We start from the raw sequence: 21706 nt of genomic DNA on the forward strand, positions 1-21706 counted from the left end.
TGGCATCATCCCTCGTCTTAACCGTTAATGTCTCTCGTATGGGTCTTTGGCCGGTAAGGGGTCACCGGCCGATACGGGGTTGTCAACGGAGGGTTGTTGCGGTGCGGCAGGACTTGCGGGGGTTGCGACTTATCGGCCTGGCCAGTACGGCTGCCCTGGTCGCCGCCTGCAGCGGCGGCGGGGGCGGCGGAACCGGTCCGGAGAAGGAGCAGGCGAAGGCGCCGGTCGTCGCGATCAGCCCGGCCGACGGGTCGGGCAAGGCCAAGCCCGAGCAGGGCATCACGGTCCAGGCCACGCTCGGCGAGCTCACCACGGTGAAGGTCCAGCTGGGCGGCAAGGACGTGCCCGGCACCCTGTCGGCGGACAAGAAGCTCTGGAAGTCCGCCGGCAACCTCAAGCCCAACGCCTCCTACGCCGTGGAGGCGGTCGCCGAGAACGACGGGCAGACCTCCACCACGACCAGCAGCTTCAAGACCCTCAAGCCGGCCGCGAGCTTCGGCCTCGAGGCCAACATCCCCTGGACCGGCCAGACGGTCGGCGTGGGGATGCCGATCGTCCTGCACTTCGACCAGCCGGTGAAGGACAAGAAGGCGGTCGAGAGCGCGCTGACCGTCGAGTCGGAGAAGCCGAACACCGGCGCCTGGTACTGGTACACCGACAAGCAGGTGATCTTCCGGGCCAAGAAGTACTGGGAGGCCTACCAGGACATCAAGGTCACCGGACGGTTCGCCGGCGTGAAGGCCGCCAAGGGCGTGTACGGCATGAAGGACTTCACCATCAAGTTCAAGGTCGGCTCGTCGAACATCAGCACGATCAACACCAGGACCCACCGGATGGTCGTCAAGGTCGACGGCAAGAAGAAGTACGACGTCGGCATCAGCGCGGGCAAGGCCACCGAGCGCAAGTACACCACGACCAGCGGCACCCACGTCACGATGGAGAAGGAGAACCCGGCGATCATGATCTCGCCGGGGATCGAGAAGGGCGAGCCCGGCTACTACCGGGAGGTCGTCCCCCACGCGGTCCGCATCTCCTACAGCGGCGAGTACGTGCACTCCGCGCCGTGGTCCGTCGGCTCCCAGGGCCGGGCCAACGTCAGCCACGGCTGCGTGAACGCGCCGCCGGCCTTCGCCCAGTGGTACTACAACCAGTCCAAGTGGGGCGACATCGTCGACGTGACGGGCACCGACCGGGAACTGGAGTTCGACAACGGCTACGGCTACTGGCAGAAGCCGTGGAAGGACTGGGTGACGGGCAGCGCCTTCGACCAGGCCGTCTCCACCGCTCCCGGCCAGGCCGAGACCCCCGGCAACGCAGCCTCCACCCCCCCGACTCCCGCGGAGAGCACCACTCCATGATCCGTCGCACCACTACCGCGCTGACCGGCACGGCGGCGCTCCTCCTGGTCACCGCCTGCTCGGGCAACACCGCCGAGATCAGCGAGAAGGCGCGCACCGAACCGGCCGCGCCCCAGGTGACCATCACCCCCGCCGACGGCACCGGCAAGGTCAAGCCGGACAGCAAGATCACCGTCACCGTCACCGACGGCACCCTGCAGAACGTCACGGTGAAGGCGGGGAAGAAGGAGGTGGCCGGAGAGCTGTCGGCCGACGGCACCTCCTGGACCTCCACCTGGAACCTCAAACCCGGCGCCACCTACCAGGTGTCGGCCACCGCCGCCAACCAGGTGCAGACGGCCAACGCCGCCAGCACCTTCACCACGCTGAAGCCCGCGGGCACCTTCGCGATCACCGACATCACCCCCATGGCGGGGGAGACCGTCGGCGTGGGCATGCCGATCACGCTCACCTTCGACCGGGACATCACCGACAAGAAAGCGGTGGAGAAGGCGCTGACGGTGCGCTCGGAGAAGCCGGCGGTCGGCGCCTGGTACTGGACCGCGGCCAACCAGGTCATCTTCCGCACCAAGAACAAGCAGTACTGGGAGCCGCACCAGAAGATCAAGCTGTCCGCGCGGCTGACCGGGGTGCGCGGCGCCAAGAACGTCTACGGCACCGCGGACCGCAGCCACCAGTTCAAGATCGGCGACTCGCAGATCAGCACGGTGGACACCAAGACCAAGCACATCACCGTCGTGCGCAACGGCAAGAAGGTCAAGCGCGTCCCGATCAGCGCGGGCAAGGGCGGCCGGGTGGTCAACGGCGTCGACACCTACCTGACCACCAGCGGCGTGCACCTGACCATGTCCCGGCACCGCGTCGAGATCATGACGTCGGAGTGGATGGGCGTCGACCCCGAGGACAAGAAGAACGGCGGCTACAAGGAGGTCATCCCCTTCGCCGTCCGCATCTCCAACTCGGGCGAGTACGTGCACTCCATGGCCAGCCGGGTGTGGGCGATGGGCCAGTACAACCTCAGCCACGGCTGCGTGAACGCGCCGCCGGAGTTCGCCCAGTGGTACTACAACAACTTCCAGCGCGGCGACATCGTCGACGTCACCGGCACCAAGCGCCGGGTGGAGTGGAACAACGGCTGGTCGTACTACGAGATGCCGTGGAAGAAGTGGGTCAAGGGCGGCGCTCTGGACCAGGAGGTCGCCACCGGTCCCGAGCCGGGCGCCCCCGCGACGCCGGCCGCTCCCTCGGCCCCGGCGGCCGCGCCCACCACGCCCGCCGCGCCCTGAACCGTACCCAGTTCGCGGTTGACCGCTCGTCAGGCCCCGTCTTCGGGTAGAACTCCGAAGATGGACGTCATCGAGGTGAGGGATCCGGCGGACGGGGAACTGGACGCCTGGCACGCGCTGGTGTCCGCGGCGCACCTCCACGACCACCCGGACGAGGCCCCTCCCGAGCCGGCCCAGACCGTCGGCCTGCTGCTGGGAGGGGTGCGCCGGAGGCTGTGGGCGGTGCCGCACGGTGACGGGTTCGGCGCGGTGGCGGGCCTGCGCCTGCCCGGCGAGGCCGCCGAGCGGGCCGGGGAGATCGAGATCCACGTGCATCCGGGGCTGCGCCGCCGCGGGGTGGGCACCCGCCTGCTGCGCTCGGCGGCCGGGGCGCTGCGGGCCGACCTGCGGGCCACCGCGATCGCCCAGGCGCTGGCGGGCACCCCGGCCGTGCCGTTCCTGGAGTCCCGCGGGTTCGGGTGCGTGCTGACCACCCGGGGCCTGGTGCTGGACACCGCCGAGGCGGGGCCCGCCACGGCGGTGTTCGCCGCGCTGAACCCGCCGGGCTACCGGCTGATCCGCTGGACGGGCGTGGTGCCCGACCGCCTCGCCGCGGCCTTCGCCCGCGCCAAGCGGGCCATGGCCGACCACGAGGAGGGCGAGTCGGCCTGGACCCCCCAGCGGGTCAGGGAGACCGCCGAGCAGGTGGCCAAGCGGGGCGACGAGCTCTACACCGTGGCGGCCCTGCGCGGGCCCTCGCTCGCCGGGTTCACCGAGATCGTCGTGCCCGGCGACGCCCCCGCCTGCGCCTTCCAGTACGACACCGCGGTCGTCCCCGAGCACCGGGGCCGCAGGCTGGGCCTGTGGATGAAGGCGGCCATGCTGCGCTGGCTGGCCGAGGAGCGCCCGGAGGTCGTGGAGATCGAGACCGACAACGCCGGGGACAACGCGCACATGCTCGCCGTCAACGAGACCCTGGGCTTCCGCCCCTTGCGGGAATACCGGGAATATCAGGCGGTCACCCGAGATCTGCCCTAGAGGATCATCCCTGTGGCAGGGGAAACCCTACGATGGAGGGGTGACTTCGGGAGACTATCTTCGATTTCCGCACCTTCGGGGTGAACTGCTGGCCTTCACGGCCGAGGACGACGTGTGGGTGGCGCCGCTGGACGGCGGGCGCGCCTGGCGGCTGTCGGCCGACCGCGCTCCGGTCAGCCATCCGCGGCTCTCGGCGGACGGGAGCAAGGTCGCCTGGACGAGCTGGCGGGACGGCGATCCCGAGGTGTACCTGGCCTCGGTGGACGGCGGTCCCGGCGAGCGGCTGACCTACTGGGGCACGGCCTCCACCCGGGTGCGCGGCTGGACGCCCGGCGGCCGGGTGCTGGCCACCAGCTCCGTGGCCCAGCCCTTCTCCCACTTCGCCTGGGCCTACGCGGTGCCGGTCGACGGCAGCACCGCGGCGCGCCTGCCGTACGGTCCGGTGGACGACCTGGCGCTGTCGGGGGAGCACCGCTCGGAGCGGGTGGCGCTGCTGACCGGAGGGGCGAGCGAACCGGCGCGCTGGAAGCGCTACCGGGGCGGCGGCATGGGCCGGCTGTGGACGGGCGAGGCGCTCGAACCCGCCGAGTACCGCCCCGACGGCGGCCAGGCGATCGCCGACGGCCACTTCACCCGGATCCTGGCCGACCTGGGCGGCCATCTGGACAGCGTCATGCTCGTGTCCGGGCGCGTGGCCTTCCTGTCCGACCACGAGGGCGTGGGCGCCCTGTACTCCTGCGCCCCCGACGGCTCGGACCTGCGCCGCCACGGCGGCGAACAGGAGTTCTACGCCCGGCAGGCGGCGACGGACGGCACCCGGGTGGTCTACGCCTCGGCCGGGCGGATCTGGCTGCTGGAGAGCCTGGAGGACGAGCCGCGGCCGCTGGAGGTGCGGCTGGGCGGCGCGGGCACGGCCCGCCGACCCTTCCAGCTGACCGGCGAGGACGTCCTCGGCGACTTCTCCTGCGACCGCACGGGCCGCGCGGGCGCGGTGGAGGTCGCCGGCACCGTCCACTGGATCACCCACCGCGACGGCCCCGCCCGCACCCTGGCCTCCGACCCGCGCGCCCGCGCCCGGCTGCCCCGGGTGCTGGCCGACGGGAACGTCGCCTGGATCGTCGACGCGGGCACCGAGCTGCCCGGCGACGCGCTGGAGGTCGCCCCCGCCGCGGGCCTGGAGCCGGGGACGTCCCCGCGCCGGCTGGCCGCGGGCCGGCTGGGCTGGGTCGACGACCTGGTGCCCGCCCCGGACGGGCGCGGCGCCGCGGTGACCACCCGGGACGGCCGGCTGCTGCTGGTGGACCTGGAGTCCGGGGAGGTCGTGGAGCTGGCGGCCACCGGCAAGGGCAGGATCGAGGACGTGGCGTACGCCCCGGAGTCGGACTGGATCGCCTGGTCGGAGCCGGAGGCCTCGCCGCTGCGCCGGATCCGGATGGCGCGCCTGGCCGACCGCCTCGTCGTGGACGTCACCGACGGCAGGTTCGAGGACAGCTCGCCCTGCTTCACGATGGACGGGAAGTTCCTGGCGTTCCTGTCGTGGCGGGGCTTCGACCCGGTCTACGACCAGCACGTGTTCGACCTGTCGTTCCCGTTCGGGTGCCGCCCCTACCTGGTGCCGCTGGCGGCCGTCACCCCGTCGCCGTTCGCCCCCTCCGTGGAGGGCCGCCCGGTGGGCTCGGAGGACGACAAGAACGGCAAGGACGACGAGAAGGACGACAAGGGCGACGACGAGAACGGCGACTCCGCCGAGGCCGGCGAGGGCGAGGGCGGCGAGCCGGAGAAGCCCGGGAAGAAGGGCGGCACCCGGGTCGACCTGGAGGGGCTGTCCACCCGGGTCGTGCCCTTCCCCGTGGAGGCGTCCCGCTACGCCGCGATGAGCGCGGTCAAGGGCGGGGTGGTGTGGATGAAGCTGCCGCTGTCCGGCTCGCTGGGCGAGAGCGGCCCCCAGCCCGACGCCGCGCCGCTGCGCCCGTCCCTGGAGCGCTTCGACCTGGGCTCGCGCAAGTGCGAGGAGATCGTCGACCCGCTGGACGCCTACGCCGTCAGCGGCGACGGGGAGCGCCTGGTGATCCGCGACCGGGGCAGGCTGCAGGTGGTCTCCTCGTCCGGCTCCTCCGACGACGACACCGTCAAGGTCGACCTCTCCCGGGCCCGCACGGCCATCGACCCGGTGGCCCGCAGGCGGCTGGCCTACGCCGAGGCGGCCCGCGTGGTGCGCCACGAGTTCTGGAGCGAGAACGCCCTGGCGGAGGCCGGGTGGGACGCCGCGCTGGAGCGCTACCGCCCCGTCCTGGAGCGGGCGGCCACCCCCGACGACTTCGCCGACCTCATGTGGGAGGTGATGGGCGAGCTGGGCACCTCCCACGCCTACGTCGCCCGGGCCCGCTACGACCGGGAGGGGGAGTGGCTGGGCATGCTCGGCGCGGACCTGCGCCGGGACGGGGACGTCTGGCGGATCACGCGCGTCCTGCCCGGGGAGTCCTCCGACCCGCGCGCCCGCGCCCCGCTGGCCGGGCCCGGCATCGTGGTGCGCCCCGGCGACGCGCTGCTGGAGGTGGACGGACGCCCGGTCGACCCGGTCTCCGGTCCGGGGCCGCTGCTGGCGGGCATGGCCGACACCCCGATCGAGCTGACGGTCGGGCCCCGGGAGGGCGGGCCGCCGCGCCGGATGGCGGTGGTGCCGCTGCCGGACGAGGAGCGGCTGCGCTACCAGGACTGGGTGTCCGAGCGGCGCAGGCACGTCCGGGAGGCCGGCGAGGGCAGGCTGGGCTACCTGCACATCCCCGACATGGTGGGGTTCGGCTGGGCGCAGCTCCACCGCGACCTGCGGGTGGAGGTGGCGCGCGAGGGCCTGGTGCTGGACCTGCGGGGCAACCGCGGCGGCCACACCTCCCAGCTGGTGCTGGAGAAGCTCGCCCGGAAGATCATCGGCTGGGACGTGCCGCGCGGCGCGCTGCCCTCGTCCTACCCCGAGAACGCCCCGCGCGGCCCGATCGTGGCGGTGGTGGACGAGCGGGCGGGCTCGGACGGCGACATCATCTCCGCCGCGATCAAGGTGATGGGCCTGGGCAAGGTCGTGGGCACCCGCACCTGGGGCGGGGTCATCGGCATCGACGGCTGGCACCGGCTGGCCGACGGCACCTCCATCACCGTGCCCCGCTACGCCACCTGGTTCGACGCCTACGGCTGGGGCCTGGAGAACCACGGCGTCGACCCGGACCTGGAGGTCGTGATGACCCCGGAGGACTGGGTCAACGGGCGCGACCCCCAGCTCGACACCGCGATCGGCCTGGCGCTGGCGTCCCTGGCCGACCGCGGCGCGGCCGGGCCGCCCGAACGGCACTAGCCGCACGCCCCCACGAGGCCGCCGTCCCACCCGGGACGGCGGCCTCTTCGTCTTCCCGGTGCCCGCGCCCGGCGTCCTGGCAGGGGGGAGGGCGCGTTGTTCGATTGTTATTTGAGACAACAAACTGGGCCCCGCCGCCTGTTGTGTCGCGGGTCACTCTGGCATAAGTTGCAGCAAACAACATTCACCGGCGACACCCACCCCCCGCGCCGCCCCCCGTCGGCGGCAGTCTCCGAAAGGACCCACGCACCATGCGCAAGGGGATCCTCACGCTCGGCGCCATGACCCTCCTGCTCTTCGGCACCGTCGCCGCCTGCGGTGACGACACCGAGGGCGGCGCCGCACCCGAGAAGAAGAAGGGCAGGATCGGCGTGATCCTGCCCGACAGCAAGTCCTCCGCCCGCTGGGAGAACGCCGACCGCAAGTACCTCAAGGAGGCGTTCGACGCCGCGGGCATCGAGTCCGACATCCAGAACGCCCAGGGCGACAAGTCGGCCTTCCAGACCATCGCCGACCAGATGATCACCAACGGGGCCACCGTCCTGCTCATCGTCAACCTCGACAGCGGCACCGGCAAGGCCGTCATCGCCAAGGCCCAGTCCCAGGGCGTCCCGGTCATCGACTACGACCGGCTCACCCTGGGCGGCGGCGCCCAGTACTACGTCTCCTTCGACAACACCAAGGTCGGCACCCTCCAGGGCGAGGGCCTGGTCAAGTGCCTGACCGACAAGAAGGTCGAGAAGCCGATCGTCGCCGAGCTCAACGGCTCCCCGACCGACAACAACGCCACCCTGTTCAAGAACGGCTACGACGGGGTCCTGCAGCCCAAGTACGACTCCGGCGAGTACGTCAAGGGCCCGGACCAGTCGGTGCCCGAGTGGGACAACACCAAGGCCGGCACGATCTTCGAGCAGATGCTCACCAGCGAGCCCAAGATCGCCGGCGTGCTGGCCGCCAACGACGGCCTGGGCAACGCCGCCATCGCGGTGCTGAAGAAGCAGAAGCTCAACGGCCAGGTGCCCGTCACCGGCCAGGACGCCACCGTCCAGGGCCTCCAGCACATCCTCGCGGGCGACCAGTGCATGACCGTCTACAAGGCGATCAAGAAGGAGGCGGACGCCGCCGCCGAGCTCGCCATCGCCCTGGCCACCGGGGAGAAGGGCACGACCAACAACGCGGTCAAGGACCCCGAGACCGGCAAGGACGTGCCCTCGGTGCTGCTCGAGCCGCAGGCGATCTTCAAGGAGAACGTCAAGGACGTCGTCGCCGACGGCTACGTCACCAAGGAAGAGCTCTGCACCGGCGACTTCGCCGACAAGTGCACCGAAGCGGGCATCCAGTAGGACCCGTTCCGCGCCCCGGCCGCCGTCCCCGCGGCGGCCGGGGCCACCTTCGTGAGGAGACCCATGACCGCGCCCCCCGACCCGCGCACCCCCGTGATCGAACTGCGCGGGCTCGACAAGAGCTTCGGGCCCGTGCAGGTGCTGCACGACGTCGCCTTCTCGGCCTACCCGGGGGAGGTGACCGCCCTCGTCGGGGACAACGGCGCGGGCAAGTCCACCCTGGTCAAGTGCGTCGGCGGCATCCACCCCATCGACTCCGGCGAGTACCTCTTCGAGGGCCGCCCCGTCCAGGTGGGCAGCCCGCGCGACGCCGCCGCGCTGGGCGTCGAGATCGTCTACCAGGACCTCGCCCTGTGCGACAACCTGGACATCGTCCAGAACATGTTCCTCGGCCGCGAGGAGAAGAAGGGCGTCGTCCTGGACGAGTACCGGATGGAGGAGCTGGCCGCCGAGACGCTGGCCGGGCTGTCCGTGCGCACCGTCAAGTCCGTCCGCCAGCAGGTGTCGAGCCTGTCGGGCGGCCAGCGCCAGACCGTCGCCATCGCCAAGGCCGTGCTGTGGAACAGCAAGGTCGTCATCCTGGACGAGCCGACCGCGGCCCTGGGCGTGGCGCAGACCCAGCAGGTGCTGGAGCTGGTCCGCCGCCTGGCCGACAAGGGGCTGGCCGTCGTCCTCATCTCGCACAACATGAACGACGTCTTCGCGGTGTCCGACCGGATCGCCGCCCTCTACCTGGGGCGCACGGCCGCCCAGGTGCGGACCTGCGACGTGACGCACGCGCAGGTCGTCGAACTGATCACCTCCGGCCGCAGCGGGGACCTGGGCCTCACCGGCACGAACGGGAACGGAGGCGGCGCATGAACGCCGTGCTCGCCAAGCAGAAGCCGGAGGGGGAGACCGGCGCGCTGTCCGGCCTCGCCGGCGGCTACCTCGACCGCATCCGCGGCGGGGACATGGGCTCGCTGCCCGCGGTCACCGCGCTGGTCGCGCTGTGCCTGTTCTTCTGGGCGGCGCAGCCGTCCTTCATGACCCAGGGCAACTTCGCCAACCTCTTCACCCAGGGCGCCGCGGGCATCGTCATCGCGATGGGCCTGGTGTTCGTGCTGCTGCTGGGCGAGATCGACCTGTCGGCCGGGTTCACCAGCGGCGTGTGCGCCGCGGTCCTGGCGGTCGCCCTCACCGAGCAGGGCTGGCCCTGGTACTCGGCGGTCGCGGTCTCCCTGCTCACCGGCATGGTCATCGGCCTGGCGCTGGGCCTGGTCGTGGTGCGCATCGGCATCCCGTCGTTCGTGGTGACGCTCGCGGCGTTCCTGGCGCTGCAGGGCGTGGCGCTGAAGATCATGGACAACGGCACCAACATCTCCATCCAGGACCCGACGGTGCTGGCGATCGCCAACGACAACGTCCCGGTCGTGCTCGGCTGGGCGCTGTGCGCCGCGGCGGTCCTGGGCTACGCCGCGGCGCAGCTGGGCCGCCACCGCGGCCGGGTGCGGCGCGGGCTGGCGGCGGAGAGCCCGGTGGTGATCGGCCTCCGGATCGCCGGGGTGGCGCTGCTGCTGGCCGCCCTGGTGTTCGTCCTCAGCATGGAGCGCGGGCGCAACCCCGCGTTCGCCTCGCTCAAGGGCATGCCGATCGTGGTGCCGCTCGTGGCGGTGCTGCTGGTCGTCTGGACCTTCGTCCTCAAGCGGACCTCCTTCGGACGGCACATCTACGCCGTCGGCGGCAACCAGGAGGCCGCGCGCCGCGCCGGCATCGACGTGAACCGCATCCGCATCGCGGCGTTCGTGCTGTGCTCGACGATGGCCGCGGTCGGCGGGCTCATCGCCGCGTCCCGCGCCAACTCCGTCGACCCCAACACCGGCGGCAGCGACGTGCTGCTCAAGGCGGTCGGCGCGGCGGTCATCGGCGGCACCAGCCTCTTCGGCGGCCGCGGCCGGATGATCGACGCGGTGCTCGGCGGCATGGTCATCGCGGTGATCGACAACGGCATGGGCCTCATGGGTTACAGCGCGGGCACCAAGTTCATCGTGACAGGATTGGTCCTGCTCCTGGCCGCGGGCGTGGACGCGCTCTCCCGCAAACGCACGCTGCCGGGAAGATAGAAAGGACCCTCCTCCCGTGAAAGCCGCGCCCTCGCCCGAGGAGATCCGCCGGCACAACCTGGGCACCCTGCTGCGCCACGTGCACCTGACGGGCCAGGCCTCGCGCGCGGAACTGGCCGAGCGGATGGGGCTCAACCGCAGCACCATCCTGGCGCTGACCGCCGACCTCACCGCCGCCGGGCTGGTGAGCGAGGAGCTGCCCCGCACCACGGGCCGGGCGGGCCGGCCCTCCCTGGTGGTGCGCCCGGAGAGCTCACGGGTCTACGTGCTCGCCCTGGACGTGGGCGCGGACCGGCTGACCGCGGCACGGGTCGGGCTCGGCGGGGTGGTCCTGGCCCGTGGGAACGTGCCACGCCCGCCCGACCCGTTCGACCCGGACGCCGTCGTGGCCGAGCTGGCGGCCCAGGCGCGCAGGCTGGTGCGCGCGGCGCGGCCCGACACCGTCTGCGTGGGCATCGGGGCGGCGTTCTCGGGCATCGTGCGGCGCGAGGACGGCGTGGTGCGGCTCAGCCCCAACATCGGGTGGCGGGACGTGCCGTTCGGCGCGGAGCTGGGCCGCCGGCTCGGCATGGGACTGAGCGTGTCGGTCGGCAACGACGCCGACCTCGGCGCGCTGGCCGAGCGGGAGCGCGGCGCGGGCGCCGGCCTGGACGACCTCATCTACCTGCACGGCGACGTCGGCATCGGCGGCGGCATCATCGTCGGCGGGCGGCTGCTGAGCGGCGAGGGGGGATACGGCGGCGAGGTCGGCCACATGGTCGTCAACCCCGGCGGGCGCCCCTGCGGCTGCGGTTCCCGCGGCTGCCTGGAGGCCGAGGCGGGGGAGCTGGCGCTGCTGGACGCGGCGGGCCGCCGGGGCCCGGGGGGCAGGGAGGGCGTCGCCGCCATCGTGGACGCCGCCGACCGCGGCGACGTGGCGGCCAGGGACGCGCTGCACCGGGTCGGCGGCTGGCTCGGCCAGGGCGTGGCCAACCTGGTGAACATCTTCAACCCCGCCATGGTGATCTTCGGTGGGGTGCTGCGCGACATCTACCTGGGCGCCGCCGCCCAGGTCCGCAGCCGGCTCGCCCTGGCGGGGCTGGGCGTCGCCCGGGAGCGGGTGCGGCTGCGCACCTCGGCGCTGGGCGAGGAGGCCATCCTCATGGGCGCCGCCGAGCTCGCCTTCGCCGACGTCCTCGCCGACCCCCTGGAGACGCTCCTGCGCGGCAAAAACCCGTTGCCGTGAACCCCCCTCGGTCGGCACCCTGCTTCAGGGCCCCGAACGGGGTTCTCCAGGAAAGGGGGTGTGACGATGGCGCGCGTCCTGGTGCTCAACGCCTCGTACGAGCCTTTACAGCGCGTGGATCTGAGGCACGCGATCCGGATGCTGGTGCGCGGCGTGGCGGTCATCGAGGAGGCCGTGGACGGCCGGAGCTTCGGGGCGTTCCCCGAGCCGAAGGTCCTGCGGCTGGTGCGGTACGTGGCGATGCGGTGGCGGTACTCGCGGCGGCCCGGCTGGAGCAAGGCCGGCGTCTACAAGCGCGACCGGGGCCGGTGCGGCTACTGCGGGCGGCCCGGCGACTCCATCGACCACATCGTCCCGGTGTCCCGGGGCGGGGAGTCGACCTGGGAGAACACCGTCCTGGCCTGCACCCGCTGCAACCACCGCAAGGCCGACGTGCTGCTGCACGAGTGCGGGATGCGCCTGGCGGTCGCCCCCTCCGTCCCCACCTGGGAGCAGCTCACGGTGTGAGCCGGTGGCCCGGCCCGCGGGCCGGGCCACCGGTCCGCGGGGTCATTCGAACAGGTCGGGCTGCTCCCGGACGACCTGGTCGGCGATCGGCTGGTAGTTCACCCAGGCCACCAGGTCGTTGCCGAGCTGGCCGCGGGTGAGCACCGCGTTCTCGTGCTCGACGGGCACCGGGGTGCCGGCGGCCTGGGCCAGCAGCTGGACCTGGCACGAGCGCTCCATGGTGACGAACCACCAGGCGGCGGCGTCCACGCTGTCGCCGACGGTCAGCAGGCCGTGGTTGCGCAGGATGACCGCCTTGCTCCCGCCGAGGGCGGCGGCGATGCGCTTGCCCTCCTCCAGGTCGGTGACGACGCCGGTGTAGTCGTCGAACAGGCCGTGGTCCTCATAGAACGCGCAGGCGTCCTGGGTGATGGGAGCCAGCTTCTGGCCGAGCGCGGAGAGCGCGCGGCCGTAGGTGGAGTGGCTGTGCGCGGCGGCCACCACATCAGGCCGCGCCTGGTGCAGCTGGGAGTGGATCGCGAAGGCCGCCTCGTTGACCGGGTAGCGGCCCTGGACGACCTGCCCCGCGTGGTTGACCAGGATGAGGTCGCTGACCTTGATGTGCTTGAAGGACATCCCGAACGGGTTCACCCAGAAGTGGTCGGTGTGCTCGGGGTCGCGGGCGGTGATGTGCCCGGCGACGCCCTCCTCGAACCCGAACTTCCCGAACACCCGCAGGGCGACCGCCAGGCGCTCCTTGCGGTGCCGCCGCTCGTCCTCGACCTTGTCGAAGGTCGGCGGGAACCGGTAGACCAGGTCCGTCGCCAGCTTGTTCAGGAACTCCTCTTCCTGCGACATCTCCGGGGCTCCTTTGTCCTGAGGCGTCCAACTACAGCTCCACTGAACCGTATGGGCGGCTGCTTGGCTAGGCCCCGCGCACCCAACCCGAGGTGGTGAGATTGTCCGCAGAGGACAAGGAGCCGGTCGTGGAACGTCTGCTGGGACTGCTGGGGGAGGCGGGCCTGGACCCCGCCCTGGTCGAGGAGGCGGTACGGGCGGCCAGGACCCGTTCGCCGCTGGTCGCCGAACTGCCCGAGGACGAGGTGCGGCGGCACGTGCGGGCCCTGGTCGGGGCGGCGTTCGCCGCGCTGGCCTCGGGCGACCCCGAGCGCACGGACCTGCGGGCGGCCGAGGAGCTGGGCGCCGCCCGCGCCCGGCAGGGCGTGCCGCTGGTGGCGCTGCTGGACGGCTTCCAGGCGGGCCGCTCCCTCCTCGTGCGCACGGTCGTGGACCGCGGCAGGCGCGAGGGCGTGCCCGCCGACGACCTGCTGGAGGCCGTCACCCGCATCGACGCCATCGCCACGGCGCTGGAGCACCGGATGGTGCACGCCCACCGCGTCGCCGAACTGGAGCTGGCCGGCACCGCCCGCGACATCCGGGTCCAGCGGCTGCGCCGGCTGCTGCACGGCGAGCAGGCCGGCGACCGGCCGCGGCGGGTGGTCGTCACCGACGTCGGCGACCCGGCCGAGGCGCGGCTGCTGGAGCCGGTGCTGGCCGGCCCGTCCGGACTGGCCGGCCTGGTCGACGGGAGGCTGGCCGCGCTGGTCCCGGCCCCGCCGGCCGCCATGCCGCAGGGCGGGCCGCGCGGGGTGGTCTCGCCGCTGGTGCCGCCCGAGCGCGTCCCCGCCATGTACCGGCTGTGCGGCAGGGCCCTGGAGCTGGGCGAGCCCGGCATGCGCCCGCTGGCGGAGCTGGCCCTGCCCGTCGCGCTGGCGGCCGAGCCGGAGCTGGGCTCCCTGCTGGCCGGCGAGCTGCTGGCGGGCCTGGACGCCGCCGACCCCTTCCACCGGGCGCTGGCCGCGACCGCGCTGGCCCACCTGGAGCACGCCTGCCGGATCGAGCCCGCCGCCGAGGCGCTGCACGTCCACCCCAACACCGTGAAGTACCGGCTGCGCCGTTTCCGCCGGCTCACCGGCCACGCCGCGGACCGGCCGAGCGCACCCGAGGCCCTCCGCCTGTGGTGGGCGCTGCGCACCTTCCTGGCACGATGGTGACCATGAACGTGGGCGTGGTGATGTGGCCGATCCTCCCTTGGCCGGAGATGGGCGAGCAGTGGAAGCGGGCGGAGGAGCTGGGCTTTCACACCGGGTGGCTGTACGACCATCTGGCGTGGCGGGGGCACACGCCCTGGGACGACGCCTACACCTCCCTGGCGGCGGCCGCGGCCGTGACGTCGACGATGCGGCTGGGCACGATGGTCACGTCGCCGAACTTCCGCCACCCCGTCCCCACCGCCCAGGCGGTCAAGACGATCGACCGGATCAGCGGGGGGCGGCTCACCCTGGGGATCGGCGCGGGCGGCACGGCGCACACCTCCGACGGCGACGTGCTCGGCGAGGAGTGGCCGCCCCGGCGGCGCGCCGACCGGTTCGCCGAGTGGACGGGCCTGCTCGACGCCCTGCTCACCGGCACGGACGTCTCCCATGAGGGCGAGTACTGGACGGCGCGCGGCGTCACCGTCTCCCCGGGGCTGGTGCAGCGGCCCCGCCCGCCGTTCCTCATCGCGGGGGAGGGGCCCCGCGGCATGCGGCTGGCGGCGCGGCTCGGCCAGGGCTGGATCGCCAACCCGCGCAGCCCCGATGCGCCCATGCTGCCGCTGCTGAGGTCGCAGCTCGCCCGTTTCACCGAGATCTGCGGGGAGGAGGGCCGCGACCCGGCGTCCGTCACCAGGCTCCTGCTCACCGGCTTCACCCCCGACCCGTGGCCCGCCTCGGTCGCCGCCTTCGAGGACCTGTACGGCGCCTGCGCCGAGGCCGGCATCACCGACATCGCCCTGCACTGGCCGCGCCCCGACTCGGCCTGGGACGCCGACACGGCGGTCTTCGAGGCGATCGCCGCCCGCTGCCGCGAGCTGCCCTAGGCCCCGGCGGACCGCCCTAGGCGTCGGCGGACGGCGCGTAGGGGTCGTAGGTGGTGAACGTCCAGCGGTGGCCCGCCGGATCCAGGGCGCTGTAGTCGCGCGACCCGTGCCGCGTCTCGTGGAGGTCGTCGACGATGCGGGCTCCGGCCCGCACGGCCCGCTCGTGGTGGGCGTCGAGGTCGTCGACCCGGACGCACAACCACATCGCGGCCGGGTCGTTCCCGCGCGTCGGCATGATGATCCCGCCGTCGCCCAGTGCGAGCTCGACGTGCTCGATGCCGCCGCCGGGCCCCTCGACCAGGAAGTGCGTGGTGAACCCGAAGGCGTCGCACAGAAAGGTGAGGGCGCCGCGTAGATCCCGATAGGGCACTATCGGATAAATTGCGGGTCTGCTCATGGACCGGCCTCCTTTCGTTCACCCGCGAGGGTAGGGGAAGCCGGTCTGTTCGTCCTGGATTACTCGAAATCCGGGGACACCGCCTTCAAGTCAGGCCGACCGCAGGTCAGACCCGCCTAGGGGTGGTGATATCGCCCTCGATGGCGAGGCTAGCCCCGCCGGGACCCGCAGGTTCCCCTGGTGGTGTCACATTTGGATAACGGGGGCGGTTGTTACCACCCCCGTCTTTTGGTGAATAACGCAGAGCGTTAGTGTCTGCGTGTCAGCCGTTTGAGACGACTAGCAAGGAAGCAGGGGCTCCTTCCCATGCCACCCCCGCCCAAAGTCGCCCCGGAGATCGTCCGGGCGCAGTTCGCCAAGCTGGCCGAGCGGCTCGGCCGCCCCGCCACGGCGGCCGAGGTCGCCGCGGAGGTCCTGGAGGTCACCGGGATCACGCTCTCGCCCCCCGCCATCCGGGGCATGGCCAAGCGCTACGGGTGGTCGGACCTGCCCAGGGCGGGCACCGCGGGAGCCCGCACCAGGCAGCGCTACCAGGTCGCAGAAAGGCTCGGGCCCATCAAGGCCGAGCACACCAGGACCCACTACTGGAACCTGGCGACGGCCTACGAGCGAGCCGAGGCCGGCCTCCTGGAGGCCGGCGCGCCCAGGGCCCAAGGGGGCAAGCGCCTCGTGGAGGACCTCAAGCACTTCGGTGACGTGTTGGACTACTCCGAGGCCGATGGGCTCTACACGCGTCCCGCGTGGCCCTGGGAGGCCGGGGACTACCTTGCCCACAGGGAGAGGCCCGAGGCATGGGTTCAGGCCCTCTACGACGCTCTCAGGGCCGTAGAGGGGCAGTTGGGGTTCGCGGTGACCGAGGCTCACCGCCAGATGTGGTCCAAGGCCCTGGCCGACGCAGCTGAGGAGCTCGGATGAAGCGGACCCTGGTGCGGCTCTTCGCGATCTTCTGGTTCCTGCTCATCGTCTTCGTCCTGCCCTACAGCCTGACGGCCTGGGAGATCTGGCACTGATTCTCACCAGCCGTTGCGAACGGCTGGTGATGCCCGCTAGTCTCTGGGGGAGGGGGTTTGGGGGTGGGGGCGCGAAGCGTCGGCGACGCAGGAGCCCAGCGAGCCTAGACCAACACCGAACCCCGGTAACCGGCGCTTGGCCCCTCAAGGGCCAAGGCGCCCAGGAGAACAAGAACAAAGGCTCTAAGGAAGAAGCGGGCATCAAGCCCGCTTCTCTGCTTTTAAGGGTGTCCGCCTCCGGCGGACACGGGTAGACGCGAAGATCTTCGATCTTCGCTAGGCGACCTGGGATTTTGTGGAACCAGACCTCAAGGCGCCAGCCCTTGAGGGGCTGCCGCTGAGAACCTTCTGGTCGTCGAAGAGCTCCGGCCTTGAAGGCCGGACTCTCCCCTGGAACCCCTTGGTCATCAGAGAGCTCCGGCCCTCAAGGGCCGGACTCTGTGTTCACAAGGGCCCTGGACGACCCCCTCCCTGGGGGTCGGGGGTCTACCGGGACGGCCCGCCTCCGGCGGGCCTTACCCCGCGCATGCGCGCGCGAGGGAACAGTTCCTGGTCGCCGGAAGAGCCAGCCTTGAGGGCTGGCTCTCTTGCTTTCTGGGGCGAAACGGGCAAACTGACGACCGATTCCGTCGTCATCATGGTTACGGAACGGACTGGGTCCATTACGGACACAGTACTTGAGGACTCAAGGAACATCACGGCGAGGTAAAGATTCCAGGCCGTCACGCAGGCGGCCGAGATCTTTACCGGAGAGTAGCCCTCGCTACGGAAGCACCATAAAGGCGCTCCCGTCCGTAACCGATCGTCCGCCATTGCGGACGGGGTCGGCCTCTCGGTCTACCCCTTCTCGCAGGTGACCATCGCCAGGGGGCGCCCTGCCGTTAGGCAGGGCTTACCCGGTGGGCACCGGATGCCGAAATTCCCAACCCTGTGTTTCGGACACACCGTATCGAGGCCGACCGAACGTCATTTCGATCACTCCTAGGTGAACAGAGTTCACTGGGCTCTCTCCGAGACGCCTTGTCCCAAAAGAGGCCCAGGAGTACCGTCACCAGTCCGAAATGCCTCCGCATTCGGGGATGGGCATGGGCGGAGGTGCCGGCGGTCTCACCGCCGGGGCACGGGAGAGATGAGGGGCCTCATGGCCGTAGAGCAAGGGCGGCCGTGCACCCAGGACGGGACGTGGGCCCTGACCCACGGGTCCTGGGTGGACGTTGATGACGGTGCGGTCACGCTGCACCTACTGAGGTCCGATGACGGCGACGAGGAGCAGGCGCTCTACGTCGCCGATCTGGAGGAGGCCAACGAGCTCCTCCGAAGCTGGGGATTCAGCCCCCAGCGCCTGGTCAGCGCGGGTTTCGATGAGGACTGCGACCTCTTCGAGCTGGCCTGAACCAGGCACGCAAGGAGCGCCCCGGTCCTATGGCCGGGGCTTCGTCATTCCCGATCCAGGGCACTTGATAACGGACCGGTAACGAAAGGCGCCAGACGTTGTGAACGACTGGTGATGTGCCGCTAGTGTCTTGGACATGCCCCAAGCGACAAGCAACGGGGAGGCCGAGCAGAAGCCCAGCGCACTGCTCAGGACCTCCCACAGCGCGCTCAGTGACTTCCTGAGCTGCCCGGAGAAGTTCCGGCAGTCCAGGATCCTCAAGCGCAAGGAGACGCCGGCCTGGTGGTCGGCAGGCGGTACCGCGGTGCACTCCGTGACCGAGGAGTTCGACCGCTGGTACCTGACGGCTCCCTCCCCGGAGGCCGTTGAGGGCTTCTCGTGGGAGGGAAGCTTCAAGGGATTCTTCGACCGCCAGGTCGAGGAGACGCAGGAGAAGACCGGCGTCGCCACCTCCGAGTGGCGTGCGGCCGGCGCCTCGAACGCCCGGAGGGTGACCGAGGACGAGGCCTTCTGGCGGGCCAACGGCCCCCAGTACGCCAAGAACTGGGCCCTGTGGAGGGCCCAGAACCCCCAGTGGTCCATCTGGGGGACCCCCTCCCGGGAGCCGGCGATCGAGCTGGAGTTCAACCTGGAGGACTTCGGGGGAGCGGGCCTTCGGGCCTACGTGGACCGGGTCATGGTCAACGAGGCCGGAGAGGTCGCAGTGATCGACCTCAAGGCCGGGAGCTCCGCTCCGGACCTGCTGGACCAGCTGCTCATCTACGCGGGCTGCATGGAGATCGAGTACGGGGTTCGCCCGACCTTGGGCGCCTTCTTCAACTGCCGCAAGGGCGACAAGGTCTACCTGGAGCGCCTGGACGTGGAGCACGTCACGGACACCATGGAGCGGGTCTCGACCTTCATCACCCAGGCCGACGCTGGCGAGTACCTCGCCCGCCCCGGCGAGCAGTGCGCCTTCCGGTGCGGCTACGCCGCCCACTGCTCCAGCGCCCAGCGCCTCACGAGCTTCTGGCGCAAGAAGGCCGGGCTGGAGTGAAGCTCCTGGGCCGCGTGGCGGCCATGAAGTACCGCACCTGCCGATGCTGCAACCCCCGCTCCGCTGCGCGCTACGTCAAGCGCAGCGCCAAGCGCAAGGAGGCCCGCGCCTGGAGGCGCGAGCCGTGACCTTCGCAGACTTCCTGCCCCTGCTCTACGGGGCGAGCCCCCTGCTCGCTATCTCCGCCCTCTGCTTCTACCTCGCCTTCAAGGAGCCCTCATGGAGATCCGGTTCAACACGCCCTTCCGGCACGGGCCGAACGAAAGACCGTCCGTGACGGTGGTCCTCCACGAGTCGGGCGACGCCGTCAAGGCGGCGCTGGCCCTGAGGGAGGCCCGAGAGGAGGGCCTCCCCGAGCTGATGGACCTCCTCGCACGGGCCATCGAACGCGAGACCTCCATTGACACCCGCTTCATCGACCTCTAACTAAGGAGACCGGTCAGTGACCGACCAGCCCCTCGTCCAGTTCTCGACCCCCATCCGCGCCACCGACGAATACCAGGTCGTCGTCCGCCCCACGACGCTCGCCGAGGTGGACCTCGCGAAGGCCATCCTCGCCAAGGCCCTCCTGGAGCTGGCCGGCCCCGTGAAGGCCCTGGCGCAGGGCCTCAAGGAGGCCCCCGCCACGGCGGTGGAGCTGCTCCAGCAGGAGCTGGGAGCCGTGGTCATCGCGGAGGTGCCCGCCCCGCAGGCGACGGCTCCGGCGCCGATGCCCACCCCCGAGCAGCAGCTCGCCCAGGGCCAGTGGCCGAACCAGTTCGGCCAGCCCCCGGTGCAGGCGCAGCCGCACTACCACCAGGCCCCCGGCCCGGACATGGTTCCGGCGCCCGCCCCGCAGTGGGCGGGGCAGCCTCAGGCGCAGGGCTACGTCCACCAGGCCCCCGCGCAGGCCCCGGCCTACCCCCAGGCCCAGGGAGCCGCCCCGGCGGCTCCTGCGCCCGCGGCCACCGGCGACACGGGCAACTGCTGGGCCTGCGGCAAGAACCGCATCTGCCCCGACTGCGGCGGTCCCACCGTCCACAAGGTGGTGGAGAGCCGGGCGGGCAAGAAGCTGAACGTCCACGACTGCATGAAGGGCCAGCGCCACAAGGGCGTCTGGTGCCGGACCCCCATCTTCCGGAGCGCCCAGGCGGCCTACACCCAGCAGACGGGGCAGCAGCCCCCCGTGGGCCTGGTCTACGAGCAGTAAGAGACCGTGCTCCCCGCGTTCAGATCCCTGGACCGGGTCACGGAGTCGGGGGAACCCCTTCCCGGGGTGCTGGACACGCTCACGCAAGCGGACGTGCGCTTCCGCCGGGGGGAGCTGGCGCAGATCGCCGGCCCCCCGGGCGGGGGCAAGTCCACCCTCGCCCTCCAGCTCGCGGTTCAGATGAAGGTCCCTCAGCTGTACGTGCTGTGCGACATGGGACCGCATATGTCCTCCATCAAGGTGGGGTCGATCCTCACGGGGAGACCCAACAAAGAAGTCGGGGGCTGGCCTAAGGAGCAACTCCGTGACCTCATCGCTCGTGATGCCTCGCATCTCTGGCTCGCCCACGAGACGGGGCCGACACTCTCGGATCTCGATGAGCTCGTTCAAGCTGTGGTCGAGGTACACGGGTGCCCGCCGGCGGCCGTCTGGCTCGACAACCTGAAAGACCTCTCCGGCGGTCAGGGGGAGCGCCACCAGCGCGACCAGGAAGCCGCCAACATCCTCAAGCAGATGGCCGGCCGGTACGAGACGGCCGTGATCGCCCTGGCCCACACGATGGTCCCCCGCAAGGCGGGCTACCCGCAGGGGATGGCCGAACTCAAGGGCCAGGTCTCCGAAGACGCGGCACTGATCCTGACCGTCGCCGGAGACCCCACCGCGAATCTCTTCCGATTCGCCGCAGTCAAGAACCGTCACGGGCGTCCGAGCCCGGACGCCTCCGAGTACCACGAGCTGCTCTTCGACGCGCCCTCTGGGCTGCTCAAGGACAAGCCGCTCTACACCCCGAGCCCCCACATCTGGGGGCGTTCCTCCTACGAACAGGACGACTGACCATGTGCAGGCAGTGCCGTGTGGACAGCTTCATCAACTTCATGAAGGCCCAGACAGAGGCTCCCGCCTGGGACTTCATCGACGGCATCACCGGGGCCACCGAGCCGAAGGCCGTGCCCGAGGACCGCCCGCAGGACCTGCGCCGCCTGGAGGCCCTGGAGCGCTGGGCCATCCGGAAGGTGCGGTCCGACCTCAAGGGCGCGCTGCGCCGCGCGGAGGAGAAGAAGGAGGGCGAGGACCGGGCCCGGGAGACGGACTCCGTCCTGGCCTCCCACAGCGAGCGGGTCTCCCGGGTCGTGGACCGGGTGTCCAGCCTGGAGAGCCGGACCGGCGCCCACCTGGCGCGCATCATCGAGGCCGAGAAGCTCGGCCTCCGGCGGATCGAGATCGAGGCGGAGAGGCGCGAGGAGCTCCGGGCCGAGCTGGACGGCATGGAGGCGAAGTACATCGGCCTCCTGGAGCGCGTCGGGGACCTCACCGAGGCGCTCACCGCCCAGGGCCGGCAGCTGGAGGAGCTCCTGCTGTGGCGGGAGTCCGTGATGGAGACCGCGGACATCGTCGCGGACGAGAACGCGATGGGCGCCATCGCGGAAGCCGAGAGCGACGCGAACGAGGTTCTCCCCGGCGACGCCGAAGGCGGCGACCAGTGACCCCGCCGGAGGACTTCGAGGACGAGGAGCTCTCCGCGGAGGAGTTCATCCGGCTCCTCACAGGTGCCGCCGAGGGCGGCCCCTTCCCGGGCGACTTCCCCGACGCGGCCTGAC

At 71.4% G+C, this 21706-nt stretch carries 21 protein-coding genes; 19 read left to right on the forward strand and 2 right to left on the reverse strand.

Annotated elements, in window-relative coordinates:
- The first annotated feature begins 101 nt into the window (after nt 1-101).
- The 9 genes from ABD140_RS00550 to ABD140_RS00590 all read left to right on the forward strand — a co-directional run bounded on the left by ABD140_RS00550 (nt 102) and on the right by ABD140_RS00590 (nt 12184).
- The gene (locus ABD140_RS00550) at nt 102-1358 is read left to right on the forward strand and encodes a L,D-transpeptidase (RefSeq protein WP_344235449.1); all 1257 of its coding nucleotides are present in this window, start codon (nt 102-104) and stop codon (nt 1356-1358) included.
- Nucleotides 1355-2644: a L,D-transpeptidase gene (locus ABD140_RS00555; RefSeq protein WP_344235451.1), complete on the forward strand. Its 1290-nt coding sequence runs from the start codon at nt 1355-1357 to the stop codon at nt 2642-2644. The genes ABD140_RS00550 and ABD140_RS00555 overlap by 4 nt, the downstream gene beginning before the upstream one ends.
- A 60-nt stretch (nt 2645-2704) precedes the next feature.
- Nucleotides 2705-3661 carry a GNAT family N-acetyltransferase gene (locus ABD140_RS00560; protein ID WP_344235453.1) on the forward strand — a complete coding sequence of 319 codons (957 nt, stop codon included), beginning with the start codon at nt 2705-2707 and terminating at the stop codon, nt 3659-3661.
- Nucleotides 3662-3701: 40 nt separating this feature from the next.
- Nucleotides 3702-7007: a S41 family peptidase gene (locus tag ABD140_RS00565; protein WP_344235455.1), complete on the forward strand. Its 3306-nt coding sequence runs from the start codon at nt 3702-3704 to the stop codon at nt 7005-7007.
- A gap of 251 nt (nt 7008-7258) precedes the next feature.
- Complete coding sequence (locus tag ABD140_RS00570; protein WP_344235457.1) at nt 7259-8350, forward strand: sugar ABC transporter substrate-binding protein; 1092 nt, start codon at nt 7259-7261, stop codon at nt 8348-8350.
- Between the two features lie 63 nt (nt 8351-8413).
- Complete coding sequence (locus ABD140_RS00575; RefSeq protein WP_344235459.1) at nt 8414-9211, forward strand: ATP-binding cassette domain-containing protein; 798 nt, start codon at nt 8414-8416, stop codon at nt 9209-9211.
- Nucleotides 9208-10452, forward strand: coding sequence for a sugar ABC transporter permease (locus tag ABD140_RS00580; RefSeq protein WP_344235461.1), 1245 nt, complete (start codon nt 9208-9210; stop codon nt 10450-10452). Before ABD140_RS00575 ends, ABD140_RS00580 begins: the two co-directional genes overlap by 4 nt.
- 16 nt (nt 10453-10468) lie before the next feature.
- Nucleotides 10469-11677 carry an ROK family protein gene (locus tag ABD140_RS00585; RefSeq protein WP_344235463.1) on the forward strand — a complete coding sequence of 403 codons (1209 nt, stop codon included), beginning with the start codon at nt 10469-10471 and terminating at the stop codon, nt 11675-11677.
- 66 nt (nt 11678-11743) lie between these two features.
- Nucleotides 11744-12184, forward strand: coding sequence for an HNH endonuclease (locus tag ABD140_RS00590; RefSeq protein WP_344236413.1), 441 nt, complete (start codon nt 11744-11746; stop codon nt 12182-12184).
- A 42-nt stretch (nt 12185-12226) separates the two neighbouring features.
- Here the strand turns inward: ABD140_RS00590 and ABD140_RS00595 are convergent, their stop codons facing one another.
- Nucleotides 12227-13021, reverse strand: a complete 795-nt coding sequence (locus ABD140_RS00595) for a class II aldolase/adducin family protein (protein WP_344235465.1) — start codon at nt 13019-13021, stop codon at nt 12227-12229.
- A gap of 128 nt (nt 13022-13149) precedes the next feature.
- Between ABD140_RS00595 and ABD140_RS00600 the strand changes: the two genes are divergently transcribed.
- Nucleotides 13150-14217, forward strand: coding sequence for a helix-turn-helix domain-containing protein (locus ABD140_RS00600; protein WP_344235467.1), 1068 nt, complete (start codon nt 13150-13152; stop codon nt 14215-14217).
- Nucleotides 14218-14219: 2 nt separating this feature from the next.
- Nucleotides 14220-15083 carry an LLM class flavin-dependent oxidoreductase gene (locus ABD140_RS00605; RefSeq protein ID WP_344235469.1) on the forward strand — a complete coding sequence of 288 codons (864 nt, stop codon included), beginning with the start codon at nt 14220-14222 and terminating at the stop codon, nt 15081-15083.
- Between the two features lie 16 nt (nt 15084-15099).
- Here ABD140_RS00605 and ABD140_RS00610 read toward each other — a convergent pair whose 3' ends face one another.
- Nucleotides 15100-15480 carry a VOC family protein gene (locus ABD140_RS00610; RefSeq protein WP_344235471.1) on the reverse strand — a complete coding sequence of 127 codons (381 nt, stop codon included), beginning with the start codon at nt 15478-15480 and terminating at the stop codon, nt 15100-15102.
- Between the two features lie 306 nt (nt 15481-15786).
- Between ABD140_RS00610 and ABD140_RS00615 the strand changes: the two genes are divergently transcribed.
- The 8 genes from ABD140_RS00615 to ABD140_RS00650 all read left to right on the forward strand — a co-directional run bounded on the left by ABD140_RS00615 (nt 15787) and on the right by ABD140_RS00650 (nt 21592).
- Nucleotides 15787-16395, forward strand: a complete 609-nt coding sequence (locus ABD140_RS00615; RefSeq protein WP_344235473.1) for a hypothetical protein — start codon at nt 15787-15789, stop codon at nt 16393-16395.
- A 1236-nt stretch (nt 16396-17631) separates the two neighbouring features.
- Nucleotides 17632-17883, forward strand: a complete 252-nt coding sequence (locus ABD140_RS00620) for a hypothetical protein (RefSeq protein ID WP_344235476.1) — start codon at nt 17632-17634, stop codon at nt 17881-17883.
- A 136-nt stretch (nt 17884-18019) separates the two neighbouring features.
- Complete coding sequence (locus ABD140_RS00625) at nt 18020-18919, forward strand: RecB family exonuclease (RefSeq protein ID WP_344235478.1); 900 nt, start codon at nt 18020-18022, stop codon at nt 18917-18919.
- Nucleotides 18916-19047 carry a hypothetical protein gene (locus tag ABD140_RS00630; protein WP_344235480.1) on the forward strand — a complete coding sequence of 44 codons (132 nt, stop codon included), beginning with the start codon at nt 18916-18918 and terminating at the stop codon, nt 19045-19047. The genes ABD140_RS00625 and ABD140_RS00630 overlap by 4 nt, the downstream gene beginning before the upstream one ends.
- Nucleotides 19048-19138: 91 nt before the next feature.
- A complete protein-coding gene (locus tag ABD140_RS00635; RefSeq protein WP_344235482.1) occupies nt 19139-19345 on the forward strand; it encodes a hypothetical protein in 207 nt (68 codons plus the stop codon).
- Nucleotides 19346-19361: 16 nt separating this feature from the next.
- On the forward strand, nt 19362-20108 hold the full coding sequence (locus tag ABD140_RS00640) for a hypothetical protein (protein WP_344235484.1): 747 nt from the start codon (nt 19362-19364) through the stop codon (nt 20106-20108).
- A gap of 66 nt (nt 20109-20174) precedes the next feature.
- Nucleotides 20175-20942: an AAA family ATPase gene (locus ABD140_RS00645; RefSeq protein ID WP_344235486.1), complete on the forward strand. Its 768-nt coding sequence runs from the start codon at nt 20175-20177 to the stop codon at nt 20940-20942.
- Nucleotides 20943-20983: 41 nt separating this feature from the next.
- The gene (locus tag ABD140_RS00650) at nt 20984-21592 is read left to right on the forward strand and encodes a hypothetical protein (RefSeq protein ID WP_344235489.1); all 609 of its coding nucleotides are present in this window, start codon (nt 20984-20986) and stop codon (nt 21590-21592) included.
- Nucleotides 21593-21706 lie beyond the last annotated feature (114 nt).

It is taken from the genome of Actinocorallia libanotica (assembly GCF_039525175.1).
Taxonomy (GTDB): Bacteria; Actinomycetota; Actinomycetes; order Streptosporangiales; family Streptosporangiaceae; genus Actinocorallia; species Actinocorallia libanotica.

Excerpts from the sequence above, each read along its gene's own strand:
- ABD140_RS00635 (WP_344235482.1), top strand. The coding sequence starts at position 19,139 with ATGGAGATCCGGTTCAACACGCCCTTCCGGCACGGGCCGAACGAAAGA.
- ABD140_RS00575 (WP_344235459.1), top strand. The coding sequence starts at position 8,414 with ATGACCGCGCCCCCCGACCCGCGCACCCCCGTGATCGAACTGCGCGGG.
- ABD140_RS00595 (WP_344235465.1), bottom strand. The coding sequence starts at position 13,021 with ATGTCGCAGGAAGAGGAGTTCCTGAACAAGCTGGCGACGGACCTGGTC.
- ABD140_RS00605 (WP_344235469.1), top strand. The coding sequence starts at position 14,220 with ATGAACGTGGGCGTGGTGATGTGGCCGATCCTCCCTTGGCCGGAGATG.
- ABD140_RS00555 (WP_344235451.1), top strand. The coding sequence starts at position 1,355 with ATGATCCGTCGCACCACTACCGCGCTGACCGGCACGGCGGCGCTCCTC.
- ABD140_RS00625 (WP_344235478.1), top strand. The coding sequence starts at position 18,020 with ATGCCCCAAGCGACAAGCAACGGGGAGGCCGAGCAGAAGCCCAGCGCA.
- ABD140_RS00620 (WP_344235476.1), top strand. The coding sequence starts at position 17,632 with ATGGCCGTAGAGCAAGGGCGGCCGTGCACCCAGGACGGGACGTGGGCC.
- ABD140_RS00610 (WP_344235471.1), bottom strand. The coding sequence starts at position 15,480 with ATGAGCAGACCCGCAATTTATCCGATAGTGCCCTATCGGGATCTACGC.
- ABD140_RS00560 (WP_344235453.1), top strand. The coding sequence starts at position 2,705 with ATGGACGTCATCGAGGTGAGGGATCCGGCGGACGGGGAACTGGACGCC.
- ABD140_RS00590 (WP_344236413.1), top strand. The coding sequence starts at position 11,744 with ATGGCGCGCGTCCTGGTGCTCAACGCCTCGTACGAGCCTTTACAGCGC.
- ABD140_RS00580 (WP_344235461.1), top strand. The coding sequence starts at position 9,208 with ATGAACGCCGTGCTCGCCAAGCAGAAGCCGGAGGGGGAGACCGGCGCG.
- ABD140_RS00650 (WP_344235489.1), top strand. The coding sequence starts at position 20,984 with ATGAAGGCCCAGACAGAGGCTCCCGCCTGGGACTTCATCGACGGCATC.
- ABD140_RS00570 (WP_344235457.1), top strand. The coding sequence starts at position 7,259 with ATGCGCAAGGGGATCCTCACGCTCGGCGCCATGACCCTCCTGCTCTTC.
- ABD140_RS00615 (WP_344235473.1), top strand. The coding sequence starts at position 15,787 with ATGCCACCCCCGCCCAAAGTCGCCCCGGAGATCGTCCGGGCGCAGTTC.